This is a genomic window from Burkholderia aenigmatica (assembly GCF_048627025.1).
Taxonomy (GTDB): domain Bacteria; phylum Pseudomonadota; class Gammaproteobacteria; order Burkholderiales; family Burkholderiaceae; genus Burkholderia; species Burkholderia aenigmatica.
This window is the reverse complement of the sequence record NZ_CP184468.1, coordinates 157,359-179,666: the sequence shown is the minus strand read 5'-3', so window position 1 is coordinate 179,666 and position 22,308 is coordinate 157,359. Positions and strand designations below refer to the sequence as shown.

Sequence of the window (22,308 nt, the reverse complement as noted above, 5' to 3'; positions counted from 1 at the left end):
GTGACCGCACCGCACGCAACCCGGAGTTGCGTGCGGTTTTTTTGTTCGCCGCTCGAACCGGTTCACGTTCGCCCGCCAATCCGGCTAACATCACACGCGATCCAGCCAATGAAGGAGTTCCGCATGGTGCGTCCGATGTTTCCGGGCCATGGTGCAATGCAAAGGCGGCCGCGTGCGCGCCGCTTCGTGCCGATGCTCGTCGCGTCGCTGTCATTCGCCGCTGCCGGCCTCGGCGCGGCCGGCAGCGCGCGCGCGGCGATGAATTTCTGCGCGGCGCCGGCACTGCAGGCGAGCGAGACGACCCAGGCCGAGCCGGGTGTCCAGGCGCTGATCCGCAGCGTCGACGCGCGCATCGGCGAGCAGCCGAAGGCGATGGCGCGCGTGCATACCGAGGGCACGCTGCCGCACGAAGGCATTTACGACCAGAGCGCCGCCGCGCTGAAGGATCTCGACCTGATGCGCGACGCGGCACTCGCGTGGCGCGTGACGAACGCGCCGCGCTACCTGCAGCTCGTCGACCGCTTCCTGTCCGCGTGGGTCGCGACCTACCAGCCGAGTTTCAACCCGATCGACGAAACGCGTTTCGACAGCCTGATCGTCGCGTACGACATGACCGCGAGCGCGCTGCCGGTGAAGACCCGCAACGCGACGGCAGCGTTCATCGCGAAGCTCGGCGCCGGCTATGTCGCGCAGATCGACGCGCAGAAGCGCCCGCTCACCGGCACCTGGCGCAACAACTGGCAGAGCCACCGGATCAAGCTGATCGCGCTGTCCGCGTTCACGCTCGGTGATCGCAAGATGATGAACGCCGCGCAGCGACTGTTCGTCGAGCATCTCGCCGACAACATCGGCCCGGACGGCAAGACCTGGGACTTCGAGGAACGCGATGCGCTGCACTACGCGGTCTACGACCTGCAGCCGCTGGTGACGGCCGCGCTCGCCGCGCGCCGCTTCAACCGCAACTGGCTGCGCGAACGGGGCGCGAACGGCGCGACGCTCGCGGTCGCGCTCGACTGGCTCGTGCCGTACGCGCTCGGCGAGAAGACGCACGAGGAATTCGTGAATTCGCCGGTGCCGTTCGACGCGAAACGCCGCGAGGCCGGCCTGCCGGGCTACACGGGGCAGTGGGACCCGAAAAACGCCACCGAACTCTTTCATCTGGCCGCGCGGCTCGACGGGCGCTATGCCCGCGTCGCGCAACAGCTTTCCCCAACGCCGCCCGCATGGCTCGCCGCGTGCCTGCCATTGCAGGCGCGCTAGCATTATTCTTAAAGCAAGGCAGGAATCAACATGGCAGTCAGCGTCTTTGACCTCTTCAAGATCGGTATCGGTCCGTCCAGTTCGCATACGGTCGGACCGATGCGCGCGGCGCTGATGTTCGTCCAGGGCCTCGAGCGCGACGGGCAACTCGACGCCACGGCGCACGTGAAAGTCGAGCTGTACGGCTCGCTCGGCGCAACCGGCAAGGGCCACGGCACCGACCGCGGCGTGATGCTCGGCCTGCTCGGCGACGCGCCCGACACCGTCGATCCCGACACGATCGACGCGCGACTGGAAGACGTCCGCAAATCGAAGCAGCTCGCGCTGCTCGGCACGCATCCGGTGCCGTTCGTGCTGAAGGAGAACATCGCGTTCTACCGCCAGGCGCTGCCCGAGCATCCGAACGGCATGAAACTGCGCGCGTCCGACGCGAGCGGCAACGTGCTGGTCGAGCGCACCTACCTGTCGGTCGGCGGCGGCTTCGTCGTGACCGCCGGCGCACCGAACACGAAGGTGTTGAGCGCGGCCGAGCAGATGACGCACCCGTTCCGCACCGGCAACGAGCTGCTCGCGCTGACCGAATCGACCGGCAAGTCGATCGCGCAACTGATGTGGGAAAACGAGCGCGCGTGGCACACCGAGGAAGAGACGCGCGACGGCCTGCTGAAGATCTGGGCCGTGATGCAGTCGTGCGTGTCGCGCGGCTGCGGGATCGGTAACCCGGAAGCCGACGGCAACCTGCCCGGCCCGTTCCAGGTCAAGCGCCGCGCGCCGCAGCTGTACCGCACGCTGACGGGCAGCCCGGAGCGCGCGCTGCAGGATCCGCTGTCGATGATCGACTGGATCAACCTGTACGCGATCGCCGTCAACGAGGAAAACGCGGCCGGCGGCCGGGTCGTTACCGCGCCGACCAACGGCGCGGCCGGCATCATCCCGGCCGTGCTGCACTACTACACGCGCTTCACGCCCGGTGCGAACGAACAGGGCGTGATCGACTTCCTGCTGACGGCCGCCGCGATCGGCATTCTTTACAAGCTGAACGCGTCGATCTCGGGTGCGGAAGTCGGCTGCCAGGGCGAAGTGGGCGTCGCATGCTCGATGGCGGCCGGCGCGCTCGCGGCCGTGCTCGGCGGCACGCCGCAGCAGGTCGAGAACGCGGCCGAAATCGGGATGGAACACAACCTCGGCCTCACCTGCGACCCGGTCGGCGGGATGGTGCAGATCCCGTGCATCGAGCGCAACGCGATGGCGTCGGTGAAGGCGGTCAACGCGGCGCGCATGGCGCTGCGCGGCGACGGCTCGCACTATGTGTCGCTCGACTCCGTGATCAAGACGATGCGCGAGACGGGGGCCGACATGAAGACGAAGTACAAGGAAACGTCGCGCGGCGGGCTGGCGGTCAATATCGTCGAGTGCTGATGCCGGACCGGTGGTCGCGCGGGACAGATCGATCTCCCGCATGACCACCGGACACGCTACCCGACATCAATCGTCCAGCCAGTTCTCCAGCCGCAATCCCGGATAGCTGTCGAAATCCCGCTCGTTGTTGGTCACGAGGACGACATCGAGCGACACCGCATGCGCGGCGATCAGCTTGTCGAGGTGATCCTTCTTCTGCTCGCGGGTTGCGTCGCAGACCGGGCCGTACGCTTGCGCAGCCGCGACATCGAACGGCGCGACCGGAATGTCGTCGATCAGCGCGGCAAGGTTGCCGCGCTCCCGCGCAGGGCTCGCGCACGTCGTGACGCCGTACTCGAGCTCTGCGTACGTGATCACCGACATCACGACGTCCCCCGTGTAGCACTGCGCAAATCGCCTCGCAACCTGCTCCGGCTGATTCTTCATCAGGTAGATGCACATGTTGGTGTCGAGCATGTAGCGCGGCATCACAGACCCTCGCGTTCGGCCTGCTCGTGGTCACCACGCCCTTCAGCCATGAAATCCGGCCCGAATTTCGCGAATTTCTCGAGAACGCGCGTCAACGGCCGCCGCGCCGGGCGAATACGGATTTCGTCACCGATGCGCTCGATTTCCAGTTCGATATCACTACGCTCATAGGCCAGGTCGGCAGGAATTCGCACGGCCTGCGAGTTGCCGTTCCGAAATACCCTCGTCGTATGCATGTCGCCCTCAACATCCAGATGTACCGTGGATGTACCGTGTATCCGCTTGGCCGACGATGTAAATCCATGTGTGTACATGCGCGCTCACCCTGGTATCGGTTCGAAAGCGAACGCCGGCGCGCCGTTCTGTTCACCCCATCCGCGGTGCCTACGGCAAGCTGGCCGCTTCGACATTCGTAGCGCTCGATTTTTCAGCGTCGGAGGCACGCGCACAAGCTGGCCGTTCGGCCGAACTTGAAGCGCGTGCCCCGAATCCTGCGTGCTCCGACACTTTTCACCGGCCGGCGTACCGGCGGCCGGCCAACGGGCGTAAGCTGTACGTCCCGCTACCCAGGGAGACGGCAGCCCATGTCGCATTCCAAGGATCTCGAGCAGGGCGCCACCACCGGCGCACGACTGCTCGTCGATGCGTTGCTCGCCAATCACGTCGAACGCGTGTTCTGCGTGCCGGGCGAGAGTTTCCTCGCCGTACTCGATGCGCTGGCGGACGACACCGCGCGCATCCAGACGATCGTCTGCCGCCACGAGGCCGCCGCCGCGAACATGGCCGAGGCCGTCGGCAAGCTGACCGGCCGCCCCGGCATCGCGTTCGTCACACGCGGGCCCGGCGCGACCCACGCGTCGATCGGCGTGCACACCGCGCTCCAGGATTCGACGCCGATGATCCTGTTCGTCGGCCAGTGCGCGCGCGAACACCTCGACCGCGAAGCCTTCCAGGAAATCGACTACCGGCGGATGTTCGGCCAGATGGCGAAATGGGTCGCGCAGATCGACGACCCGCGCCGCATCCCCGAATACCTGAGCCATGCGTTCCACGTCGCGACGTCCGGCCGCCCCGGCCCGGTCGTGCTCGCGCTGCCGGAAGACGTGCTGTCCGAAGCATGCGCGCCGCAACCCGTCGTGCCGGCCGCGAAACGCGTCGCGGCCGCGCCGTCGGCCGCGCAGATCGACGAGCTGCGCGAACGGCTCGCGCGCGCCGAGCGGCCGTTCGCGATCGTCGGCGGCAGTGGCTGGACGCCCGACGCGTGCGCGAATCTGCGCACCTGCGTCGAGCGCTGGCAGTTGCCGGTCGCGTGCGCGTTCCGTTACCAGGACACGATCGACAACGCGCACCCGAACTACGCGGGCGACGTCGGGCTCGGGATCAACCCCGCGCTCGCGAAGCGCATCCGCGACGCCGACCTGCTGCTCGTGATCGGGCCGCGCCTCGGCGAAGCGACGACCGCCGGCTATACGCTGCTCGACATCCCGAAGACCCGCCAGACGCTGATCCACGTGCACCAGGGCGCGGACGAGCTCGGCCGCGTGTATGCGGCCGACCTGCCGATCGTGTCCGGGATGCCCGAGATCGCCGCACCGCTCGCCGCACTCGAGCCGCCCGCGCACCCCGTGTGGGCCGGCGCCGCTGCCGACGCACATCGCGCGTATCGCGAATGGCATGCGCCACTGCCGATGCCCGGCGACGTCCAGCTCGGCGACGTGATGGTGCAGTTGCGCGAGCGCCTGCCGCACGACGCGATCCTCACCAACGGCGCCGGCAACTATGCGATCTGGCTGCATCGCCACTTCGCGTACCGGCACTTCCGCTCGCAGCTCGCGCCGACCAGTGGCGCGATGGGCTACGGCGTGCCGGCCGCGCTCGCCGCGAAGTCGCTGTACCCGTCGCGTGCCGTCGTCTCGCTCGCGGGCGACGGCTGCTTCATGATGGCCGGCAACGAACTCGCGACCGCAATGCAGTACGGGCTGAACATCGTCGTGATCGTCGTCAACAACGGTCATTTCGGTACGATCCGCATGCATCAGGAACGCAACTATCCGGGACGCGTGCACGGCACGGGGCTCACGAACCCAGATTTCGCCGCGTATGCGCGCGCGTTCGGCGCACATGGCGAAACCGTCGAGCGCACCGCCGAGTTCGCGCCCGCGCTCGAACGCGCGCTGACCTGCGGGCTGCCCGCGCTGATCGAGATCCGCATCCCGCAGGACGCCAGCACGCCGGCCGCGACGCTCGAGCAGATCCGCGAACAGGGGCGCCGCGCGCGCGGCGGATGACGGTGGACACGCGCACCGCGCCGCCCGCCGTCGCGCTGTCGCACGACGACGCGCTCGCGCTCCCCGGCACGCTGCTCGCACCGGACGGCACGCTCGTCGCGCCTTACGACCTCGAGCACGGCGATGCGCGTGCCGTCGGCCACGTGCCGGCCGCGCCCGCGCGCGGCCTGCTGCACGCCGCGCACCGGCCGTTCCGGCTCGACTATGACCGCGCACGGCACGTGCACGTAATCAACGGGATGGGCGTCACGCTCGGCGATTCGGTGATCGGGCTCACCGCCCTCGCCGCGCTGCGCGCCGCGCACCCAGGCCTGCGCTTCACGCTGTACCGGCCGGCCCGCGCACCGCGCTATGTCGAGGCGCTGTATGCCCTCGCGGCCGACCTCGTCGCGCCGTCGCGCACGCTGCCGTACCCCGCCGACGCGTTGCCTGCGGACGCGCCGTGCATCGACGTCGGCAATCACCTGTACTGGCCCGCGTTCGCGCGGCTGCCAATGATCGATTTCTTCCTCGACGCGCTCGGCGTGGAACCCGCGTCGCTGCCGACATCGGCCAAGCGCAACCGCTGGCTCGCGCGGCTGCCGCTGCCTGCGTTGCCTGCGCAATGGCGGCGTCAGTACGTGCTGTTCTGCCCGACCGCGAGCACCGCGTTGCGCAGCGTGCCGCCGGCACTGCAGGCAACGTTCGTCGAGCAGCTCGCGCAGCGCTACGGCTTGCCGGTGGCCGGGTTCGGGCCGGTTGCGCATCCCGCGTATCTCGACGTGAGCGCCGATGCGGCCGGCGATACGGCCCGCTTCATGGCATGGGTCAAGGGCGCCAGCCTGCTGTTCGCGCCCGACACGGCCGCGCTGCATCTCGCCGACGGGTTCGACGTGCCGACGCTCGCGTGCTTCACGACGATCGCGCCGGCGCTGCGCGTGCGCGACTATCCGCATTGCGTGCCGGTCGCGCTCGACGTGCCCGACGAATTGCGCGGGCTGCATCGCAGCGAGCGGCCGGCCGATCTCGCGGCGGTCGAAGCCGCCTATCGCGCGATCGACTGGGATGCGCTGGCGTGGCCCGCCCCGCGCGAGGCGGCGGCTACGACCGAATAGGGAAACAGGGTGTAGCGGCCAGTTGCGCAGCCGAAAGCGTAACTGCGCGTACGTGCCGCCTGAGCCTGAGCCTGAGCCTGAGCCTGAGCCTGAGCCTGAGCCTGAGCCGGTGCCGGTGCCGGTGCCTGAGCCGGTGCCTGAGCCGGTGCCGGTGCCGGTGCCTGAGCCGGTGCCTGAGCCGGTGCCGGTGCCGAAGTCCGCGTCAAAGCCAGATCCGCTTCGACTACCACCCCGCGCTCACCCCACAGCCACCATCACCGCGCGATCGCGCAGCGTCTCCGACGGCCGCTTGCCGAACAGACGCCGGTAATCCGTCGCGAACTGGCTGAGATGCCAGAAGCCCCACGCCTCCGCCACGTCCTGCACCGAACCGGCCGCGCGGCCGCACAGATCGCGCCGCGCGCCGTTCAGCCGCAGCGTGCGCAAATAGGTTGCGGGCGCCATGCCGAGCACGTCCTGGAAGCAGTACTGCAGCGTGCGCCGGCTCACGAGCAACTGCTCGCACAGCTCGGGCACGCCGACCGGGCGCGTGCGGTGCGCGAGCACGTAGTCGCGCGCCTGTTCGACGATCCAGCGGCGCATCGACGGCGCACGGCCAGCGTCGTCGTCGGCCGGTTGCGCGCACACGGCGAACAGCGCGGCCAGCACCTCGGCCTGCAGGTCGTCGCGCTGTGCGTCGGCCAGCGGGCCGGCCATCGCCACGGCACCATCAAGCCGGCGGCCGAACAACGCGCACAGGCGCGCGAGCCGCGCATCGCCGACCTGCATCACGCGCTGCGTGAACAGCCGTTCGTCGAGCGCGTGGCGCTCGACCTCCTCCGCATAGCGGCGCAGCACGTCGCCGCGCACGACCACGCCGTAGATCGAGAACTGCGCGGGCGTCACCAGCTCGAATTCGACGTTGCCGGGCCGGAACGCGAGCGCGCCGGGCCCGATGCGGCACGCGTCGACGCGCGCGGTGCCGTCGCACACGAGCGGGATGCCGAACCAGTACGCATCGCCGCGCACCTCGCACGCCTGGCGCAGCAGGTGGCTCGTCGATTCGCGAAACAGCTTCATCGTGTCGAGCGGCAGCTCGGTCAGCGTGCCGACGAAGCGGCCGGCCGCGAGCTGGTCGTAGGTCTGCCGCCAGCCGATCAGGTTGCGCGCCTGCTCGTCGGCGTCATGCGCGACGCTGACGACCGCCTGCCCGGCCAGCGCATCGTCGCCCTGCGCGTTGCGCCGCGTGTCTTCGGCCGTCGGTTCTTCGCTGCACGCCACGTGTTGGTCCATCGTGTCCTCCTTCACCTGCCTGGAACCGCGCCTGTCACGCAAGTCCCGTGCCGAACCGTGCACGACCCGCGCAAAGCCCGTGATTCGACGCTGCGCGGCACGGGCGCGCCATGCGGGCACGCCCGAGCGCCTTGTCGCACGCACCCCGCCGGTGCGGCACGCGCCGCGCCGGCGCATCCGGTACGCGTCGCCCGGCCGGCAATGCGCGGCGGCCGGCTAGCCACCGTTCGCGGGCCGCAACCGCACGACTCGCGTGCCGCAATTGCCGTATGCCTGCGTCACCGCCAGCTCGACGATCGCGCTGTCGGCCGACCACGGCGCCGCGTCCGCCTCGGACAGATCCGTGCGCAGCGTCGCGTGCCCGTTGATCCGGTAGCGGATGCCGCGCAGGAAATCGACGAACAGCAGCCCGACGCCGCTGCCGTCACACTGCGCCGCATCGATCCGGCCGCCAGCGCCCGCGTCGTACACCGGCAGCGCGAAGCGCAGCGTCTTCGTGTCGATCACGCGCACGACCGGCAACAGGTCGCCGTTCGCGTCGCGCCGGCTCTGCACGATGTCGCAGGTCACACCCGCCGGCCCGCCGCACGCGGTGCCGACGAACATGAACGGCTGCGTCTCGATGAACTGCCGCACGCCGATGCTCAGCCGCGTCGTCACGACGTCGCTCATCCGCTCGGCTTCGTCGGCGACGCCGAAGCGGCGATGCGCGTCGAGTTCGCCCGCGTGGAACACGGGATGGCGCAGACAGGATCGGGGCGGTTCTGACATGGGTTTTGCGTCCGTCGCGCCGGCTCAAGCTGCCGCCGCGAACGAACGGCCATCGGTATCGTTTCCGGCGAAAGCCGCGGCGATGCACGGCCGATGCCGGGTTGCGAGTGCGAATGGGCGGAAGCGGCGAACCGCCGGATCACTGGTCGGCCGCGCGGCACGCATCCGCGCACCATCGTCGGCCAGGCAGCCACCGTCGCCCGGCACGACACGCGTTCGACGACTCTCCGGTAGCCGAAGCTTCGCCGCTCGAGGCGGCGCCCCGACCGGCCGGCGCATCCCACCGCCGACCGGCCAGGACGCCCACTCGCGGATCAGAAGAACCCGAGCGCCTCGGCCTGATAACTCACCAGCAGGCACTTCGTCTGCTGATAGTTCGACAGCGCCATCTTGTGCGTCTCGCGACCGATCCCCGACTGCTTGTAGCCGCCGAACGCAGCGTGCGCGGGGTAGAGGTGGTAGCAGTTGGTCCACACGCGACCGGCCTCGACCTCGCGGCCCATCCGGTACGCACGCGTGCCGTTGCGCGTCCACACGCCGGCGCCGAGCCCGTAGAACGTGTCGTTCGCGAGTTCGATCGCGTCCTGCTCGTCCTTGAACGTCATCACCGAAGCGACCGGCCCGAAGATCTCTTCCTGGAACACGCGCATCTTGTTGTTGCCGAGCAGCATCGTCGGTTTCACGTAGTAGCCCGTGCCGAGTTCCGCCGCCGGCGCCGTGCGCTCGCCGCCGGTCAGGCATTGCGCGCCCTCGTCGCGGCCAATGTCGATGTACGACAGGATCTTGTCGAGCTGCTGCTGCGACGCCTGCGCGCCGATCATCGTCTGCAGGTCGAGCGGGTGGCCGGCCTTGATGCGCTCGACACGCGCCACCGCCTTCTCGATGAATTTCTCGTAGATCGATTCCTGGATCAGGATCCGCGACGGGCACGTGCACACTTCGCCCTGGTTCAGCGCGAACATCGCGAGCCCTTCGAGCGCCTTGTCGAGGAACGCGTCGTCCTGGTCGAGCACGTCGGCGAAGAAGATGTTCGGGCTCTTGCCGCCCAGTTCGACCGTCGACGGAATCAGGTTGTCGGCCGCCGCGCGCAGGATGTGCTTGCCGACCGGCGTCGAGCCCGTGAACGCGATCTTCGCGATCCGCTTGCTGGTCGCGAGCGCTTCGCCCGCTTCCTTGCCGAAGCCGTTCACGATGTTGAGCGTGCCGGCCGGGAACAGGTCGCCGATCAGTTCCATCAGCACCAGCACCGACGCGGGCGTCTGCTCGGCCGGCTTCATCACCACGCAGCAGCCGGCCGCGAGCGCCGGTGCGAGCTTCCATGCGGCCATCAGCAGCGGGAAGTTCCACGGGATGATCTGGCCGACGACGCCGAGCGGCTCGTGGAAGTGGTACGCGACGGTGTTGTCGTCGATTTCGGAGATACCGCCTTCCTGCGCGCGGATGCAGCCCGCGAAGTAGCGGAAGTGGTCGATCGCGAGCGGCAGGTCGGCTGCCATCGTCTCGCGCAGCGGCTTGCCGTTGTCGATCGTCTCGGCCACGGCCAGCAGCTTCAGGTTCTTTTCCATCCGGTCGGCAGCGGCAAGCAGCAGGTTCGCGCGCTCGGCCACCGACGTCTTGCCCCACTTGCGGCGCGCGGCATGCGCGGCGTCCAGCGCCAGCTCGATGTCGTCGGCACCCGAGCGCGGCACGCGGCAGAACGGCTTGCCGTTGATCGGCGACACGTTCTCGAAATACTCGCCCTTCACCGGCGGAACCCACTTGCCGCCGATGTAGTTGTCGTATTGCTGACGGTACGGGTATTCGACGTCGAGGCCCAGTTGCTTCAGGTCAAACGGGTTCATACATGTCTCCTGTTCATCGTGCTTGTGTGAGTACAGCGCCGGTTGGATTGCGCTGCACCCGTTTACGCAACATGCGTGCCAAACAGGACGAAAGCACGGCGACCGCGGCCGGCCCGCGTGCGCACCGTGCCGTGTTCACCGATGCAGCACGGCGGGTGTGCCGAATCTGAACAGCGTGGCTGCGCAGTGGCCGGGCCGGTGTTCGAAATTTCCACAGTGCGCAGGCGCACCTGCGTGCGGATGCCGGCAGCGACGCGTGGCATGTCGCTTGCGTGCGCATCGCGTATTCCCACGCAACGGCGTGTACGCCAACCGACACCATGAACGACCGCGGCCCCCTGACCGACGACGCCATTGCGTTCATCCGCGAGCAGGCGTTCCTGATCGTCGCGACCGCCGACGCGGCCGGCAACAGCGACTGCTCGTACCGCGGCCGCCAGCCACGCGCGGATGGTTCGTTTGAACCGCTCGTCGACCTGCCCGACCGCCGCACGCTCGTGCTGCCCGACTTCGCGGGCAACAACCTGTTCAACACGATCGGCAACTTGCTCGTGAATCCGGCCATCGCGCTGCTGTTCGTCGACTTCGTGCGCCAGACGACCTGGCTCGTGCAGGGCCGCGCGACGATCGACGAGGAGGCGGGAAGCCGCGCGCATCTGTGGCCCGATGCGCGGCGCTATGTGGTGGTTGAAGTGGAACGGGCGCAGGTACGAGCGGATGCGGCGCTGCCGCCGCTGGTGCTGGCGTGATGCGCGTGTGCCGCACCCATCCAGCGGCGATGGGGAGCGGCAACCGAAGCGATGGTGGCGCTCCGTCACCGACCTAGCCATCGAAAGATGCGCCGCAACCTGACATCAAGCAGCCAGTATTGCCTAAGAAATCCGGCAGAGCACAGTTGGCCTGATGGCAGTAAATCAACGTTGCCCCGCCAAGAAGTCATGTCGTCGTAAATTTTCGGACCTGTCTCATGGACATGAGACGCCTCGATAGCGAACCTCTTGCTTTAAAGAATCCGTGACACCCCGGCGGGTGCCATGGGTTTCACATCGCACTTCCACATCGCTCGTCATCGTGCACGGCTGGAACCAACGGTCGCACACATGACGTACCGACGTGGGGGATACGCATGGTTGCGTGTCTTCGGTTCGGAGAACTATCGCAATGCTGCAACCAACCCGGTTGTCCTTTACCTTCGCTGCTGGCGACGAGTCATTCGAGGTCGTCGAGTTCACGCTGCATGAGGGGTTGTCCGAGACCTTTCGCCTGGAGGTCGAACTGGCCAGTGCCAATCCTGCCATCGACTTTGGTCAGATACTGGATCGCATTGGCCTGCTCACGATCTGGCAGGGTGGCCAGCCCGTGCGCTATGTGCATGGCGCGGTTTCGTCGTTCGTTCAGGGCGATACCGGTTTTCGACGTACTCGCTATTCGGCGGTGGTCGAGCCGCGCCTCGCACGGCTCAAGCTCTCGTCCGACTGGCGGATCTTCCAGACCCTGCGCGTGACCGAGATCGCAGTCGCCGTGCTCAAGGCCCATGGCCTGACGATGGACTACGAGCAACGCGCCACCAAGGAACACCTTGCCCGCGAGTATTGCGTGCAGGCTGGTGATACCGACTACGACTTCGTCGAACGCATCCTGCGCGAGGAAGGTTTTTTCTACGCGTTCCAGCACGGCAAAGAGGGGCACCGGCTGATTCACTGCGATCGGCTGTTCATCTTCGGCCGTCTTGACGGCGAGCCGGTGATCTACAACCCGACGCCGGGCGGCGATCAGCCACAACCCAGCCTACGGACCTTCGCTTACACCGAGAACGTGCGTACTGCGCGCCAGGTGCAGCGCGACTACACGTTCAAGAATCCGCGCTTCAACCACGAGTACCCGCGTGACGGCACGGACCTAGATCATCAGGGTCGAGGCTACGCACGCTATGACTACCCGGGCCGATATAAACACGAAGCCAGCGGCAAGGCGTTCACTCACGATCGTCTGCGCGGCCACCGGCGCGATGCACGCGTGGCGTTCGTCAGTGGCGACGACGCGCGCTTGCAGCCGGGCATTGCTTTCGCGCTCACGGGCCACCCACGCGAGGACATGAACCGGAGTTGGCGTCCGGTGAGCCTGGTGCATCACGGCAAGCAACACACCAGTCAGGCGGAAGAAAGCGCCGACGCACAACACGGCACGTATTACGGATACGAAGCGGTACTGGTGCCGGACGATGCCGAATGGCGCGCCGAGCCGTTGCCGCACCCGCGTATCGAGGGCCCCCAGCCGGCGGTGGTCGTGGGCCCGGAGGGTGAAGAGATCTACACCGACGAGTACGGCCGAGTGAAGGTGCAGTTTCCGTGGGATCGTCAGGGCCGGCACGACGAGCACAGCTCGTGCTGGATCCGCGTCGCGCAGAACTGGGCGGGGGCGCTGTGGGGCCATATGGCGATCCCGCGCATTGGGCAAGAGGTGATCGTCGACTTCTTCGACGGTGATCCGGACCAACCGGTCATCACTGGTCGCACCTACAACCGCTTGCAGCTACCGCCGTACGAACTGCCGCGGCACAAGACGCGGATGGCGATCAAGAGTCAGACGCACAAGGGCGAAGGGTTCAACGAGCTGCGTTTCGAGGACGAAGCAGGACAGGAAGAGATCTATGTCCACGCGCAGCGCGACCAGAACATCCACGTCAACCACGACGAAACCACCTTCGTCGGTCATGACCGCAGCGAGCAGATCGAACACGACGAGACCATTGCGATCGGCAACGACCGCAAGGAGACGGTGGGGCACGACGAACAGGTCACGATCGGGCGGGATCGCCGACACGACATCGGCCAGGACGACTTTCTGACCATCGGCCGCAATCACACCATCACAACCGCGAAAGACCGCACCGAAGAGGTAGGCAATAGCCGCCGCGACAAGACGGCTGCCAACCATACGGCGGACATCGGCGGACGCCTGGAGCAGCGCGTACAAGGCAGGGTGGAGGTCGAGGCCGGGCAAGCCATCCAGCATCGCACCAAGGTCTACGAAATTCACGCGGCCGAGGCCGTCGTCCTCAAAGGTTCCGGCGGGACTGTGCGCATCGACAGCAGCGGCATCACGCTGGATGGCGTGGCGATTCGCGTGAAGGGGCCGATGAGCCAGCAGCCGGCTGGCAGCAAAAATGCCATCAGCATTGCTGGAATGGCGCGCCAGGGCCGTGCAATCAACCCGTTGTGTGCGATGCGGGATGACGGCAGTTGTCCGCTCCAGCCATGCCCCTGCGGCCGGAATGGATGAGCCTCATGAAGACGATGCTGAACGGTGCAGAGGAAGCGAGGGCGCTCACCTGCTCGCGACCGAGCTTTTTCCTTGTCGTGGATGGTGGGCTGGATAGCGGCATGGAGGACACAGTCCTTGCCTTCGACACATCGTCACGCCGCGAGTGGATCTATTCCGATACCGAGTACTGGCAGCAAGAGCGCGACGGCCCGTTGCTCATCCAGGCCAAACCCGAATCGGCGCTACTTTCCGCGATGTTGCATGACTGGTCCGAGCTGCATTGGGGAGGCATTCTCCAATCGGACGAACATTTCACCGTGGTGCTTCAGCACTTACGCATGCTACGTCACGCTCGGATGCCCGACGGCAACCTCGCGCTACTGCGCGCGCACGAGCCTCGTGCGTTGCGCGGATTGGTCGAAGGTTTGTCGGATGACGAGCAGGACTGCTTGCTTGGGCCGATTCAGAGCTGGATCTGGTGTGAGTGGAATGAAGGTCGTGGCGATTGGTACCGGCTCGCGCGCCAATCAGGAATTTCGGCACCACCTGCTGCGGCACCCTTCGTTCTAACAGAAAGCGTGATTCGCGCGCTCGACGCCCAGCGCGTCGACTACAGCTATCGCGGTTGGGTTCGCCGGCTTCGGAACGAGAGAATCCCCGCACTGGATGCGTTGGACGATGACCATCTCTCGCAGGCCGTCAACATCCAGGTCAGCCACGCCGTGACCTTGGGTTTCGTCAATGACGAAGACCTTTGGGCCTATCTGAATCTCTTTTTCCACCATCCCCGGCGCCTGCATGATCCGGATAACGTGTTGACACGCCTGCTCAATGCAACCGATCAACCCGCCTGGCGGCGCCTGATGCAAATCAACGATCTGCTAGCGAAGGAAACGGCATGACGGTTATCGCCAAGACACCCCAGGAAATCGCTGCCGGCACCGCCAGCCAATCGGCACATGGCGCGCATAGCTGCAATAAAGTCATCCCGTTTTTTCCACTCCGTTATGCGGTCGCGCCTGCCGAGAAGGGAGGTTTTGCCTACCATCACCCGAACCTCGAGAAGGGCTTTCCCGCGCTCGACGGATATCAGTACGTGCTGCGCGCATTACGCGATGACGATGGCTACCTGTACATCTTCGATCCGGACAATCGCGAGCAGATCATTTGCTTCGTTTATCGCAGTCCTGACGGCGACACCAACGGTGGAGAACGGCGGCCTGCGCAGTTTCAACGTCTGCAACTCGACAAGAAATTCAACGCCACCGAGTTGGTCGGCGCGCCTCTGCCGTTTGCCTATATTCCTGCTTACGATCACACCCCCAAGCAAGTAGTCATTTGGTTTGCAGACGTCCTCCTTAGTCCAGCCAAGCTCAGTGCGTTTCGGGGCGACATGAGGGGCATACGCACCAAGCTAGGCACAACAATCGACTTGAAGCCTTGGTTGCAGGCCTTCGAAGGGGGAAAGGTCCCCGGCACTGCTCCCTCGGTCAAACACACACTGCGTCTGGAGGACACGGCTGAACAACAGCCTGTCGGATTGAATGGCAAAGAGGTCGGTTGGTCCGAATATAGAGTCGGCGCCAGATTGCCCAACAGCGCTGCGCTACAAATGGCTCAAGGACCGGGTAGCGCCCGGCTGGTGGTGGCTCTGCACGACCCGGTAGGGATGGCAAGTGAACTCAACCATCGCATCGAAGCCGTGCTCACGAAATGGCACGACTACAACAAGGACGCGGCCCGGCTACTCTGGGTGAGTGAAGCCATTGATGCGCTTGGCGCAAACCTCGCACGCGAAACGGAATTGGAAGCGTTCTCCAACGACGTAGTGGGAAGTGCGTTACCGCCTGGTACGGGGGGAGGCGCTGCCAACTCGGCGCGCGACGCGGCCTACCGAAAGGGCTTGGCTGCCAAACGGAAACTCTACCGTGACAACTTGAACGAGAGCGCTCGCAATGAGTTCCTGGAGAAGGACGCGCCGAGCGTGGCCCACTATCAGCGGCAACTGGACGCTGCCGCCGCGAACTTGTTGCCGTGGGGTGCCACTTACACAGGGCCGGGTGCCCTGATAACCACGGTGCGTGACCTCTATGACTGGAAGAATGCTTCCAATTTCGTGGCAGGACGTGGCGCCTTCGTACGCACACTCTACGGGCTCGTTTGCTCCACTGCCGGCACACAGCAACTTGCCGAGCAATTGACTTCAGATGGACCGCGCGACGGCACCCTGTTCGCCCTGGCTCTCAAGGGATACCCGAAAGCCGACACTTGGAGCGCGACGCGGCAGTTGATGGAGACCACGACTGATCAGTTGATCACAAAGGCACTCAACGAACTGAATGCCGTTATCAAGGACATCCAGCCTGATGCTGCCTCCCGGCAACTGACGGCCATGACTCTGCTGGCATTGATGAGAGGGAAGTCGCCGGTCACGCCCAATGCCCTTTGGAATACCCGCTACGTCTCCCTATTTGAAGTGGCCGAGGGCGTGATCGCACATCCGGAGCAAGTCGCAACCAAAGAAGTACCATCGCGCTTGCGTCGTGAAGCGGGGCTCAAAGGCAAGGTCAACTTCCGTTTGAGCCCGTTGGCCCAAGGCATGAAGGAACACATCACCGTCATGCGCCTGTCGGCTGCGCTTGGTGAGGCCGATCAGGCCCGACTGCGCGAACTCGTGCCGAAGCTCACCCCCAGGTTGTCACTCTGGCACGGAGCAAAACTGGGGCTTGGCGGCCTTGGCGTACTCAGCTCCATCACGAATACGGGCACTGCTCTCAGCCAGCTTGGGCAGTCGGATCAGACCGCTTTGGTCAACAGCCTCAACGTCACCGGCAGCCTGCTCGGCATCGGCGGTGCACAGCGTGGCCTGTTGTCGGCAGTGTTGACCCGGCAGCGCGATCTGGCGTTACTGGCTGGCAAGGCCTCTCGGGCCGAGGAACTGACCAGATTGGCCGACCGAGCAGATCGTTGGGCTATTAGCTTGGCCGCTGGTGCGTCGCTGGCCATCGCACTGAAAGATTTCAGTCAAACCAACAAGCAGGGACCAAACGAAAGAGCAATCTCGAAGATCGGTATAGCGTTGCAAGCGACCTCCGCTGTCGCGGGTTTTGGCTACATTGGGGCTAAGTTGTGGACCCTGAGGTCAACCGGGTTAGGCGGAAAGCTTGCACTACAAGCAATTGGACGAGCTGCCGTCTTTAATGCAGCGGAACGGGCCGCGCTTTGGTTTGTCGATGCACCAGTGGCGCTCGTGATTACAGCGTTGCAACTCGCCTACACGTGGAACCAGACACGTGTGGACAAAGCCAAGGTCGCCGATTGGATCAAACAGAGTTGCCTGGGTCTCGCACCTACGCATAGCAGCGCGGAGGAACAACAAAAGTATTACGAAATGTTCCTCAAGCCCCAGGTCGACACCGACTACAAGTTAGGAAACATCGCGCTGGAAGCTGTCTTTCCCGCGAGCCGCCTCGAGCCCCGAGCACAACGCGATGTGGTAGTCGTGCTGCCCGGCTGGCAGCCACAGATCAGTGCCTATCACGTAACCCAGAAGGTGGTCTTTGGCCTGATGACCGAAAGCGCTTTCAACGATCCCGAAAAAATAGAGGTCAAGGGCGGCAACGGCTATCTCCGCCTCGAAGCTCGAAATTTGCTTGGCAATACCGTGGTGCTCTATTGGCCTAACGGTTTTACCCAGCCAGACCTCATGCTGGAGATGACGAACTAATGCCCGATCCGAAACCGACACTCACCTTCGAGGAAATGCTAGCCAGATTGAGGCGCCTACCGAAGTGGCAGCAGCTTCCGGATATTCGAGTTGCCATGTGGCCCGACCATGTGAGCTTTGTTGATGACCTATCCGACACTGACCAGTTCAATGACCGGTTTCTCGAGAGCCGTCTGATCGTTGGAAAAGCCGCTTTTGTGCTCTACCTGTTTTCAGGAGGCTTCTTTCTGAGTCTGGGAGTGACGATATGGGGGGGATACGATGAAATCCTCCGTAGGGTCGGGCTACCTAACGGAGGGTATGAGTTCAGTTGGACCTTTTTCATCTTTATGCTCTTTACGGCCATAGGCGGGTTCGTATTGCTACGGCAAGAAGGAGGGCAGGTGCGATTCAATCGGCAAGCCCAACTCGTGCATGTCTATGACGGGCCCAATGAGGCAACAACGTTGTCATGGCGGGAGGTTCACCCTTTTACTGAGTTCAGCACTTATGGCGATGGCAAGTTTGCGATCAAGCTGGTATTTCGCACCGGTTCGACTGATCTATCCGTGGCCCACGGTGCCTTCGACATCAGCGATGAGCTGTCGATGTCCGATAACCTTTCCCGTCTTGAATTCCTCCGTCGCTACATGGTGGAAGGATTGTCCGCTGTGCAGCCTGATCCAGAGCGCACTCGGTATAGGCCTAGCGGCTTCACCAAGCCCGTCACGCGGAGCGATGGCTTGTTCGAATTCCTGTTGGCCAATCTGATCGTTAGCCCAATTTACTACCTGGCTGGCGGACCCTTGATTGACCGCTATCTGACCCGCCGCGCCGCGCGAGCCCAATGGCCTGCGGAAGTGGAGCGCCTATGCGCACCTGGCGCAGACCTGAGCGGTTACGACACAACCCCCGTGGAGGCTCGCCGGGATGTGTTTTATCGCTTCAACGGTCAAGGCTTCGATCTGGTCAACCGCCAAGGCGACGTGGTGGGTTGATCTGGATCAGCACCATCAACCTGGCCAATGCAGTGAAGAAGTTGGGGACGGTGGACGGGTTGACCTTGACCAATCTGCTGCACGCCGACAGCAATGCAGGTGTTGTGGTCGCGAGCGGGTATGCGATGCAACGCGCGTTGTTCGCGGTGAAGGCACAGCGTGCTGTTCTGGCTGGCAACAAGAGTGCAGCCGATCTGGCACGAAACACAAGCGAGAAAACAGAACGCTTGATGATCGGATGGACGAGTGGTGCGGCCTTTATTGGAGGATTTAAGGCTACCCTCGATCAACGCAACCAGCACGGCAATGTACGTATCTATACGCTGATTGACGCCGGCATTCAATTTACAGAGGCAGGGTTCGGCGCAGCTTGGCTGTTCAGTACTCGTCCGCTACGGCAGCAATATGGCGGGAAATTGCTGGCAAGGTTGAGAGGTGGGCAAATTGGTTTGATCCTCTTTTCCGCCGATATCGCGCGCACGCTCTGGACTGGATATATGGAACAAGAGAAGGCCGAGCAGAGGGTCACCGATTGGCTTGATCAGTGCATGTGGGGAAATCATCCGAAATTCGACACGGCAGCCATAGAGCGCTTGGCGTTCATGCGGCTATCCAAGGAGCCGCGTATTGAGACGGACCTGCGAATAGCAGAGCGACTCAACAAAGCAGCAATTCCCGGCCTTGGGCCGATCCTGACGAACCGTATGCCCGCACGCACGATAACCGTGGCCTTTCCGGGTTGGCTGCCGCAAGCCAGCACATATAAGTTGACGCAACATCGGAATATCTCAGCATTGGGTACGGAGCAGGAGTTCGGCGATCCGTCCCTGGTTACGCTGGTCGATGCCGTAGGTTACCTGAAATTCGATACGACGACGCTGATGGGCGACACCGTGGTGAGCTACTGGCCCAATGCCTTCAGCGATTCCGAGATGGTAATCGAGGTGAAAAATTGATGTTCGGCAAAAGCAAAAAAAAACTAAGCTTCGACGAGGGTATCGCGCAATGGATCAATCGCTCGGATATAGCACCGATGGAACCAGTGAATCTGGCAATGTGGAAAGGCGATGCCGAATTTGAAAATGATATCAGCGATCGAGAACTCTTCAACGAACAGTTTATCGAAACCCGCCTTGGAGACGAGACAGCCAAAGACATCATATATTTACTATCAATGCAGCACACTATTTTCATTGTTGCGACGGTAGCGAGCGTATTCACTGGCGATTGGTTTTGGGAATTGCTGTTGATCTACCCGATAGTGAATATTCTTTTCTTTTGGGGCATGTGGGCGCTCACAAAACCGTCCACGCGCATTCGTTTCAATAGACAGGCGCAGAGCGTGCATATTGTCGGTCGGGAAGGGCAGGCGATTACACTGCACTGGCGCGATGTACAGCCACTTTTCCGATTAATCCCCCCCGGACGCATCGCACTACAACTGGCGTTTCCCCCACCGGCCGGCGTCACCAGTCGAGTTATTGACGGTGTGCTCTGGCTGAATGGTGAGTTCGACAAACTCGATAGCTCGGACATCGGCACGGCCGCACTGCGCTTCGAGTTCATCCGCCGCTACATGGAGGAAGGACTCGACTCGATCCAGCCGACCGCCGACATGGATGAATATCGCAAACCGTCGCCACCGTCTCGCCTGAATTCGTTCTACTGGCCCGGCCTCGGTCCGCTGATCGACCGATGGGCAAACTACCATCTCTCGAAGTTCCGCTGGCCGGAAGAGGTCGAGCGCTTGTGTGCGCCCAACGCAGACTTGTCAGACTACGACACGACACCCGTGGCATCGGATCGGATCATTTTCTATCGCTACGACGTCAGAGAGAAGAACTTCTATTTCTGCGATCGCGAAGGGCAACGTTTGTTCCCAAGCACCGAAGATGACCACGAAACAACTGCACCCTCGCCATTTGAGTTGAAGATCTAATGTTCGGCAAAAGCAAAAAAAACCTGAGCTTCGAGGAGGGTATCGCGCAATGGCTAAAGCGCTCGGATATAGCGCCGATGGAACCAGTGAATTTGGCGATGTGGAAAGGCGATGCCGAATTTGAAAATGACATCAGCGATCGAGATCTCTTCAATGAGCGATTTATCGAGACGCGCCTTGGAGATGGAAAATCCACAGATCTCATGTATTTACTTTCGATGCAACACACCATATCCGTTGCGATACTGGTAGCAAGTGCATTTTCAGGCGAGCGATTTTGGGGAATTTTAGCAATCTATCCAATAGCAAATATATTTTTCTTTATGGGTATGTGGGCGCTCACAAAACCGTCCACGCGCATTCGTTTCAATCGACAGGCGCAGAGCGTACACGTCGTCGACCGGGATGGTCAGGCAATTACACTGCACTGGCGCGATGTACAGCCACTTTTCCGATTGATGCCGCCAGGACGCATTGCGCTGCAACTGGCGTTTCCCCCACCGGCCGGTGTCACCAGTCGAGTTATTGACGGTGTGCTCTGGCTGAATGGTGAGTTCGACAAACTCGATAGCTCGGGCATCGGCTCGGCCGCACTGCGCTTCGAGTTCATCCGCCGCTACATGGAGGAAGGACTCGAAGCGATCCAGCCGACCGCCGACCTGGACGAGTATCGCAAACCGTCGCCGCCATCGCGACTCAATTCGTTCTACTGGCCCGGACTCGGTCCGCTGATCGATCGATGGGCAAACTACCATCTCTCGAAATTCTGCTGGCCGGAAGAAGTCGAGCGCCTATGTGCGCCCAACGCAGACCTGTCAGGCTACGACACAACACCCGTGACATCGGATCGGATCATTTTCTATCGCTACGACGTCAGAGAGAAGAACTTCTATTTCTGCGATCGCGAGGGCCAACGTTTGTTCCCAAGCACCGAAGACGACCACGAGGAAGCTGCACCCTCGCCATTCGAGTTGAAAATCTAATGTTCGGCAAAAGCAAAAAAGCTCTGAGCTTCGTGGATGGTATCGCACTGTGGCTCAAGCGTTCGGATATAGCACCGATGGAACCGGTGGACTTGGCGATGTGGAAAGGGGACGCCAAGTTTAAGAATGACATCAACGATCCCGAACTCTTCAATGATCGGTTTATCGAGACCCGCTTTGGGGACGGGGAGGCGAGGGACATCATATATTTACTGTCGATGCTACACACCATATCCGTCGTCGTGATGGTGTTAAGCATAATCATGGCCGAGTGGTTTTGGGAGTTGCTGGCGATCTATCCGATCGTGAATGTTCTTTTCTTTTGGGGCTTGTGGGCCCTTACGAAACCGTCCACGCGTATTCGTTTCAATCGGCAGGCGCAGAGCGTGCACGTCGTCGGCCGGGAGGGCCGGGCAATTACGCTGCGTTGGCGCGATGTACAGCCACTTTTCCGATTAATGCCCCCTGGACGCATCAAGCTACAACTGGCGTTTTCCCCACCAGCCGGCGTCACCAGTTATGTCATTGATGGCGTGCTCTGGTTGAGTGGTGAATTCGACGAGCTCGATAGCTCCGACATCCGCACCGCCTCCCTTCGCTTCGAGTTCATCCGCCGCTACATGGAGGAAGGACTCGAAGCGATCCAGCCGACCGCCGATCTGGACGAATATCGCAAACCGTCGCCGCCATCGCGACTCAATTCGTTCTACTGGCCCGGACTCGGTCCGCTGATCGATCGATGGGCAAACTACCATCTCTCGAAATTCCGCTGGCCGGAAGAGGTCGAGCGCTTGTGTACGCCCAATGCAGACTTGTCAGGCTACGACACGACACCCGTGGCATCGGATCGGATCATTTTCTATCGCTACGACGTCAGAGAGAAGAACTTCTATTTCTGCGATCGCGAAGGCCAACGCTTGTTCCCAAGCACCGAAGACAACCACGAGGCAACTGCACCCTCGCCATTCGAGTTGAAAATCTGATATTCACTGGCGCGACATCAGT

At 63.2% G+C, this 22,308-nt stretch carries 18 protein-coding genes; 13 read left to right on the top strand and 5 right to left on the bottom strand.

The features are described 5' to 3' along the window. Positions 1–123 precede the first annotated feature (123 nt). Together ACN8ZM_RS00800 and ACN8ZM_RS00795 are read left to right on the top strand one after the other, a co-directional pair. Positions 124–1,260 (top strand): alginate lyase family protein, encoded by a 1,137-nt coding sequence (locus ACN8ZM_RS00800; protein ID WP_089449683.1) that lies wholly within the window; start codon positions 124–126, stop codon positions 1,258–1,260. Between the two features lie 30 nt (positions 1,261–1,290). Next, entirely contained in the window at positions 1,291–2,679 is a 1,389-nt protein-coding gene (locus tag ACN8ZM_RS00795; protein WP_205824080.1) for an L-serine ammonia-lyase, read from the top strand. 66 nt (positions 2,680–2,745) lie between these two features. On the opposite strand, the gene ACN8ZM_RS00790 is transcribed toward ACN8ZM_RS00795, so the two are convergent. Both ACN8ZM_RS00790 and vapB read right to left on the bottom strand, forming a co-directional pair. Continuing rightward, entirely contained in the window at positions 2,746–3,147 is a 402-nt protein-coding gene (locus tag ACN8ZM_RS00790; protein ID WP_420210409.1) for a type II toxin-antitoxin system VapC family toxin, read from the bottom strand. Continuing rightward, the gene (gene vapB / locus ACN8ZM_RS00785; RefSeq protein ID WP_043184984.1) at positions 3,147–3,383 is read right to left on the bottom strand and encodes a type II toxin-antitoxin system VapB family antitoxin; all 237 of its coding nucleotides are present in this window, start codon (positions 3,381–3,383) and stop codon (positions 3,147–3,149) included. The genes ACN8ZM_RS00790 and vapB overlap by 1 nt, the downstream gene beginning before the upstream one ends. A gap of 348 nt (positions 3,384–3,731) precedes the next feature. On the opposite strand from vapB, the gene ACN8ZM_RS00780 reads away from it, so the two are divergent. Continuing rightward, positions 3,732–5,435 (top strand): thiamine pyrophosphate-binding protein, encoded by a 1,704-nt coding sequence (locus ACN8ZM_RS00780; protein WP_420210408.1) that lies wholly within the window; start codon positions 3,732–3,734, stop codon positions 5,433–5,435. Continuing rightward, the gene (locus ACN8ZM_RS00775; RefSeq protein WP_420210407.1) at positions 5,432–6,529 is read left to right on the top strand and encodes a glycosyltransferase family 9 protein; all 1,098 of its coding nucleotides are present in this window, start codon (positions 5,432–5,434) and stop codon (positions 6,527–6,529) included. Before ACN8ZM_RS00780 ends, ACN8ZM_RS00775 begins: the two co-directional genes overlap by 4 nt. A 237-nt stretch (positions 6,530–6,766) precedes the next feature. Here the strand turns inward: ACN8ZM_RS00775 and ACN8ZM_RS00770 are convergent, their stop codons facing one another. The 3 genes from ACN8ZM_RS00770 to ACN8ZM_RS00760 all read right to left on the bottom strand — a co-directional run bounded on the left by ACN8ZM_RS00770 (position 6,767) and on the right by ACN8ZM_RS00760 (position 10,413). Continuing rightward, positions 6,767–7,801, bottom strand: a complete 1,035-nt coding sequence (locus ACN8ZM_RS00770; RefSeq protein ID WP_420210406.1) for a helix-turn-helix domain-containing protein — start codon at positions 7,799–7,801, stop codon at positions 6,767–6,769. A 216-nt stretch (positions 7,802–8,017) separates the two neighbouring features. Continuing rightward, positions 8,018–8,572 carry a hypothetical protein gene (locus ACN8ZM_RS00765; protein ID WP_420210405.1) on the bottom strand — a complete coding sequence of 185 codons (555 nt, stop codon included), beginning with the start codon at positions 8,570–8,572 and terminating at the stop codon, positions 8,018–8,020. 314 nt (positions 8,573–8,886) lie between these two features. Continuing rightward, the gene (locus ACN8ZM_RS00760) at positions 8,887–10,413 is read right to left on the bottom strand and encodes an aldehyde dehydrogenase family protein (RefSeq protein WP_089449674.1); all 1,527 of its coding nucleotides are present in this window, start codon (positions 10,411–10,413) and stop codon (positions 8,887–8,889) included. A 320-nt stretch (positions 10,414–10,733) separates the two neighbouring features. Between ACN8ZM_RS00760 and ACN8ZM_RS00755 the strand changes: the two genes are divergently transcribed. The 9 genes from ACN8ZM_RS00755 to ACN8ZM_RS00715 all read left to right on the top strand — a co-directional run bounded on the left by ACN8ZM_RS00755 (position 10,734) and on the right by ACN8ZM_RS00715 (position 22,286). Beyond that, positions 10,734–11,162 (top strand): pyridoxamine 5'-phosphate oxidase family protein, encoded by a 429-nt coding sequence (locus ACN8ZM_RS00755; protein WP_043184954.1) that lies wholly within the window; start codon positions 10,734–10,736, stop codon positions 11,160–11,162. A gap of 412 nt (positions 11,163–11,574) precedes the next feature. Continuing rightward, a complete protein-coding gene (locus tag ACN8ZM_RS00750) occupies positions 11,575–13,695 on the top strand; it encodes a type VI secretion system Vgr family protein (RefSeq protein WP_420210404.1) in 2,121 nt (706 codons plus the stop codon). A 5-nt stretch (positions 13,696–13,700) separates the two neighbouring features. Then, the gene (locus tag ACN8ZM_RS00745; protein WP_420210403.1) at positions 13,701–14,579 is read left to right on the top strand and encodes a DUF4123 domain-containing protein; all 879 of its coding nucleotides are present in this window, start codon (positions 13,701–13,703) and stop codon (positions 14,577–14,579) included. Then, positions 14,576–17,404, top strand: a complete 2,829-nt coding sequence (locus ACN8ZM_RS00740; protein ID WP_420210402.1) for a toxin VasX — start codon at positions 14,576–14,578, stop codon at positions 17,402–17,404. Before ACN8ZM_RS00745 ends, ACN8ZM_RS00740 begins: the two co-directional genes overlap by 4 nt. After that, entirely contained in the window at positions 17,404–18,381 is a 978-nt protein-coding gene (locus tag ACN8ZM_RS00735) for a hypothetical protein (protein WP_420210401.1), read from the top strand. Before ACN8ZM_RS00740 ends, ACN8ZM_RS00735 begins: the two co-directional genes overlap by 1 nt. After that, positions 18,378–19,337: a hypothetical protein gene (locus ACN8ZM_RS00730; RefSeq protein ID WP_420210400.1), complete on the top strand. Its 960-nt coding sequence runs from the start codon at positions 18,378–18,380 to the stop codon at positions 19,335–19,337. The genes ACN8ZM_RS00735 and ACN8ZM_RS00730 overlap by 4 nt, the downstream gene beginning before the upstream one ends. Beyond that, positions 19,337–20,320: a hypothetical protein gene (locus tag ACN8ZM_RS00725; protein ID WP_420210399.1), complete on the top strand. Its 984-nt coding sequence runs from the start codon at positions 19,337–19,339 to the stop codon at positions 20,318–20,320. Before ACN8ZM_RS00730 ends, ACN8ZM_RS00725 begins: the two co-directional genes overlap by 1 nt. Further along, complete coding sequence (locus tag ACN8ZM_RS00720; RefSeq protein ID WP_420210398.1) at positions 20,320–21,303, top strand: hypothetical protein; 984 nt, start codon at positions 20,320–20,322, stop codon at positions 21,301–21,303. The genes ACN8ZM_RS00725 and ACN8ZM_RS00720 overlap by 1 nt, the downstream gene beginning before the upstream one ends. After that, the gene (locus ACN8ZM_RS00715; RefSeq protein WP_420210397.1) at positions 21,303–22,286 is read left to right on the top strand and encodes a hypothetical protein; all 984 of its coding nucleotides are present in this window, start codon (positions 21,303–21,305) and stop codon (positions 22,284–22,286) included. The genes ACN8ZM_RS00720 and ACN8ZM_RS00715 overlap by 1 nt, the downstream gene beginning before the upstream one ends. Positions 22,287–22,308: the final 22 nt, after the last annotated feature.

Coding starts and splice junctions, on each gene's coding strand:
- ACN8ZM_RS00745 (WP_420210403.1), top strand. CDS start 13,701: ATGAAGACGATGCTGAACGGTGCAGAGGAAGCGAGGGCGCTCACCTGC.
- ACN8ZM_RS00750 (WP_420210404.1), top strand. CDS start 11,575: ATGCTGCAACCAACCCGGTTGTCCTTTACCTTCGCTGCTGGCGACGAG.
- ACN8ZM_RS00770 (WP_420210406.1), bottom strand. CDS start 7,801: ATGGACCAACACGTGGCGTGCAGCGAAGAACCGACGGCCGAAGACACG.
- ACN8ZM_RS00740 (WP_420210402.1), top strand. CDS start 14,576: ATGACGGTTATCGCCAAGACACCCCAGGAAATCGCTGCCGGCACCGCC.
- ACN8ZM_RS00765 (WP_420210405.1), bottom strand. CDS start 8,572: ATGTCAGAACCGCCCCGATCCTGTCTGCGCCATCCCGTGTTCCACGCG.
- ACN8ZM_RS00780 (WP_420210408.1), top strand. CDS start 3,732: ATGTCGCATTCCAAGGATCTCGAGCAGGGCGCCACCACCGGCGCACGA.
- ACN8ZM_RS00725 (WP_420210399.1), top strand. CDS start 19,337: ATGTTCGGCAAAAGCAAAAAAAAACTAAGCTTCGACGAGGGTATCGCG.
- ACN8ZM_RS00790 (WP_420210409.1), bottom strand. CDS start 3,147: ATGCCGCGCTACATGCTCGACACCAACATGTGCATCTACCTGATGAAG.
- ACN8ZM_RS00775 (WP_420210407.1), top strand. CDS start 5,432: ATGACGGTGGACACGCGCACCGCGCCGCCCGCCGTCGCGCTGTCGCAC.
- ACN8ZM_RS00800 (WP_089449683.1), top strand. CDS start 124: ATGGTGCGTCCGATGTTTCCGGGCCATGGTGCAATGCAAAGGCGGCCG.
- ACN8ZM_RS00735 (WP_420210401.1), top strand. CDS start 17,404: ATGCCCGATCCGAAACCGACACTCACCTTCGAGGAAATGCTAGCCAGA.
- ACN8ZM_RS00720 (WP_420210398.1), top strand. CDS start 20,320: ATGTTCGGCAAAAGCAAAAAAAACCTGAGCTTCGAGGAGGGTATCGCG.
- vapB (WP_043184984.1), bottom strand. CDS start 3,383: ATGCATACGACGAGGGTATTTCGGAACGGCAACTCGCAGGCCGTGCGA.
- ACN8ZM_RS00795 (WP_205824080.1), top strand. CDS start 1,291: ATGGCAGTCAGCGTCTTTGACCTCTTCAAGATCGGTATCGGTCCGTCC.
- ACN8ZM_RS00760 (WP_089449674.1), bottom strand. CDS start 10,413: ATGAACCCGTTTGACCTGAAGCAACTGGGCCTCGACGTCGAATACCCG.
- ACN8ZM_RS00755 (WP_043184954.1), top strand. CDS start 10,734: ATGAACGACCGCGGCCCCCTGACCGACGACGCCATTGCGTTCATCCGC.
- ACN8ZM_RS00715 (WP_420210397.1), top strand. CDS start 21,303: ATGTTCGGCAAAAGCAAAAAAGCTCTGAGCTTCGTGGATGGTATCGCA.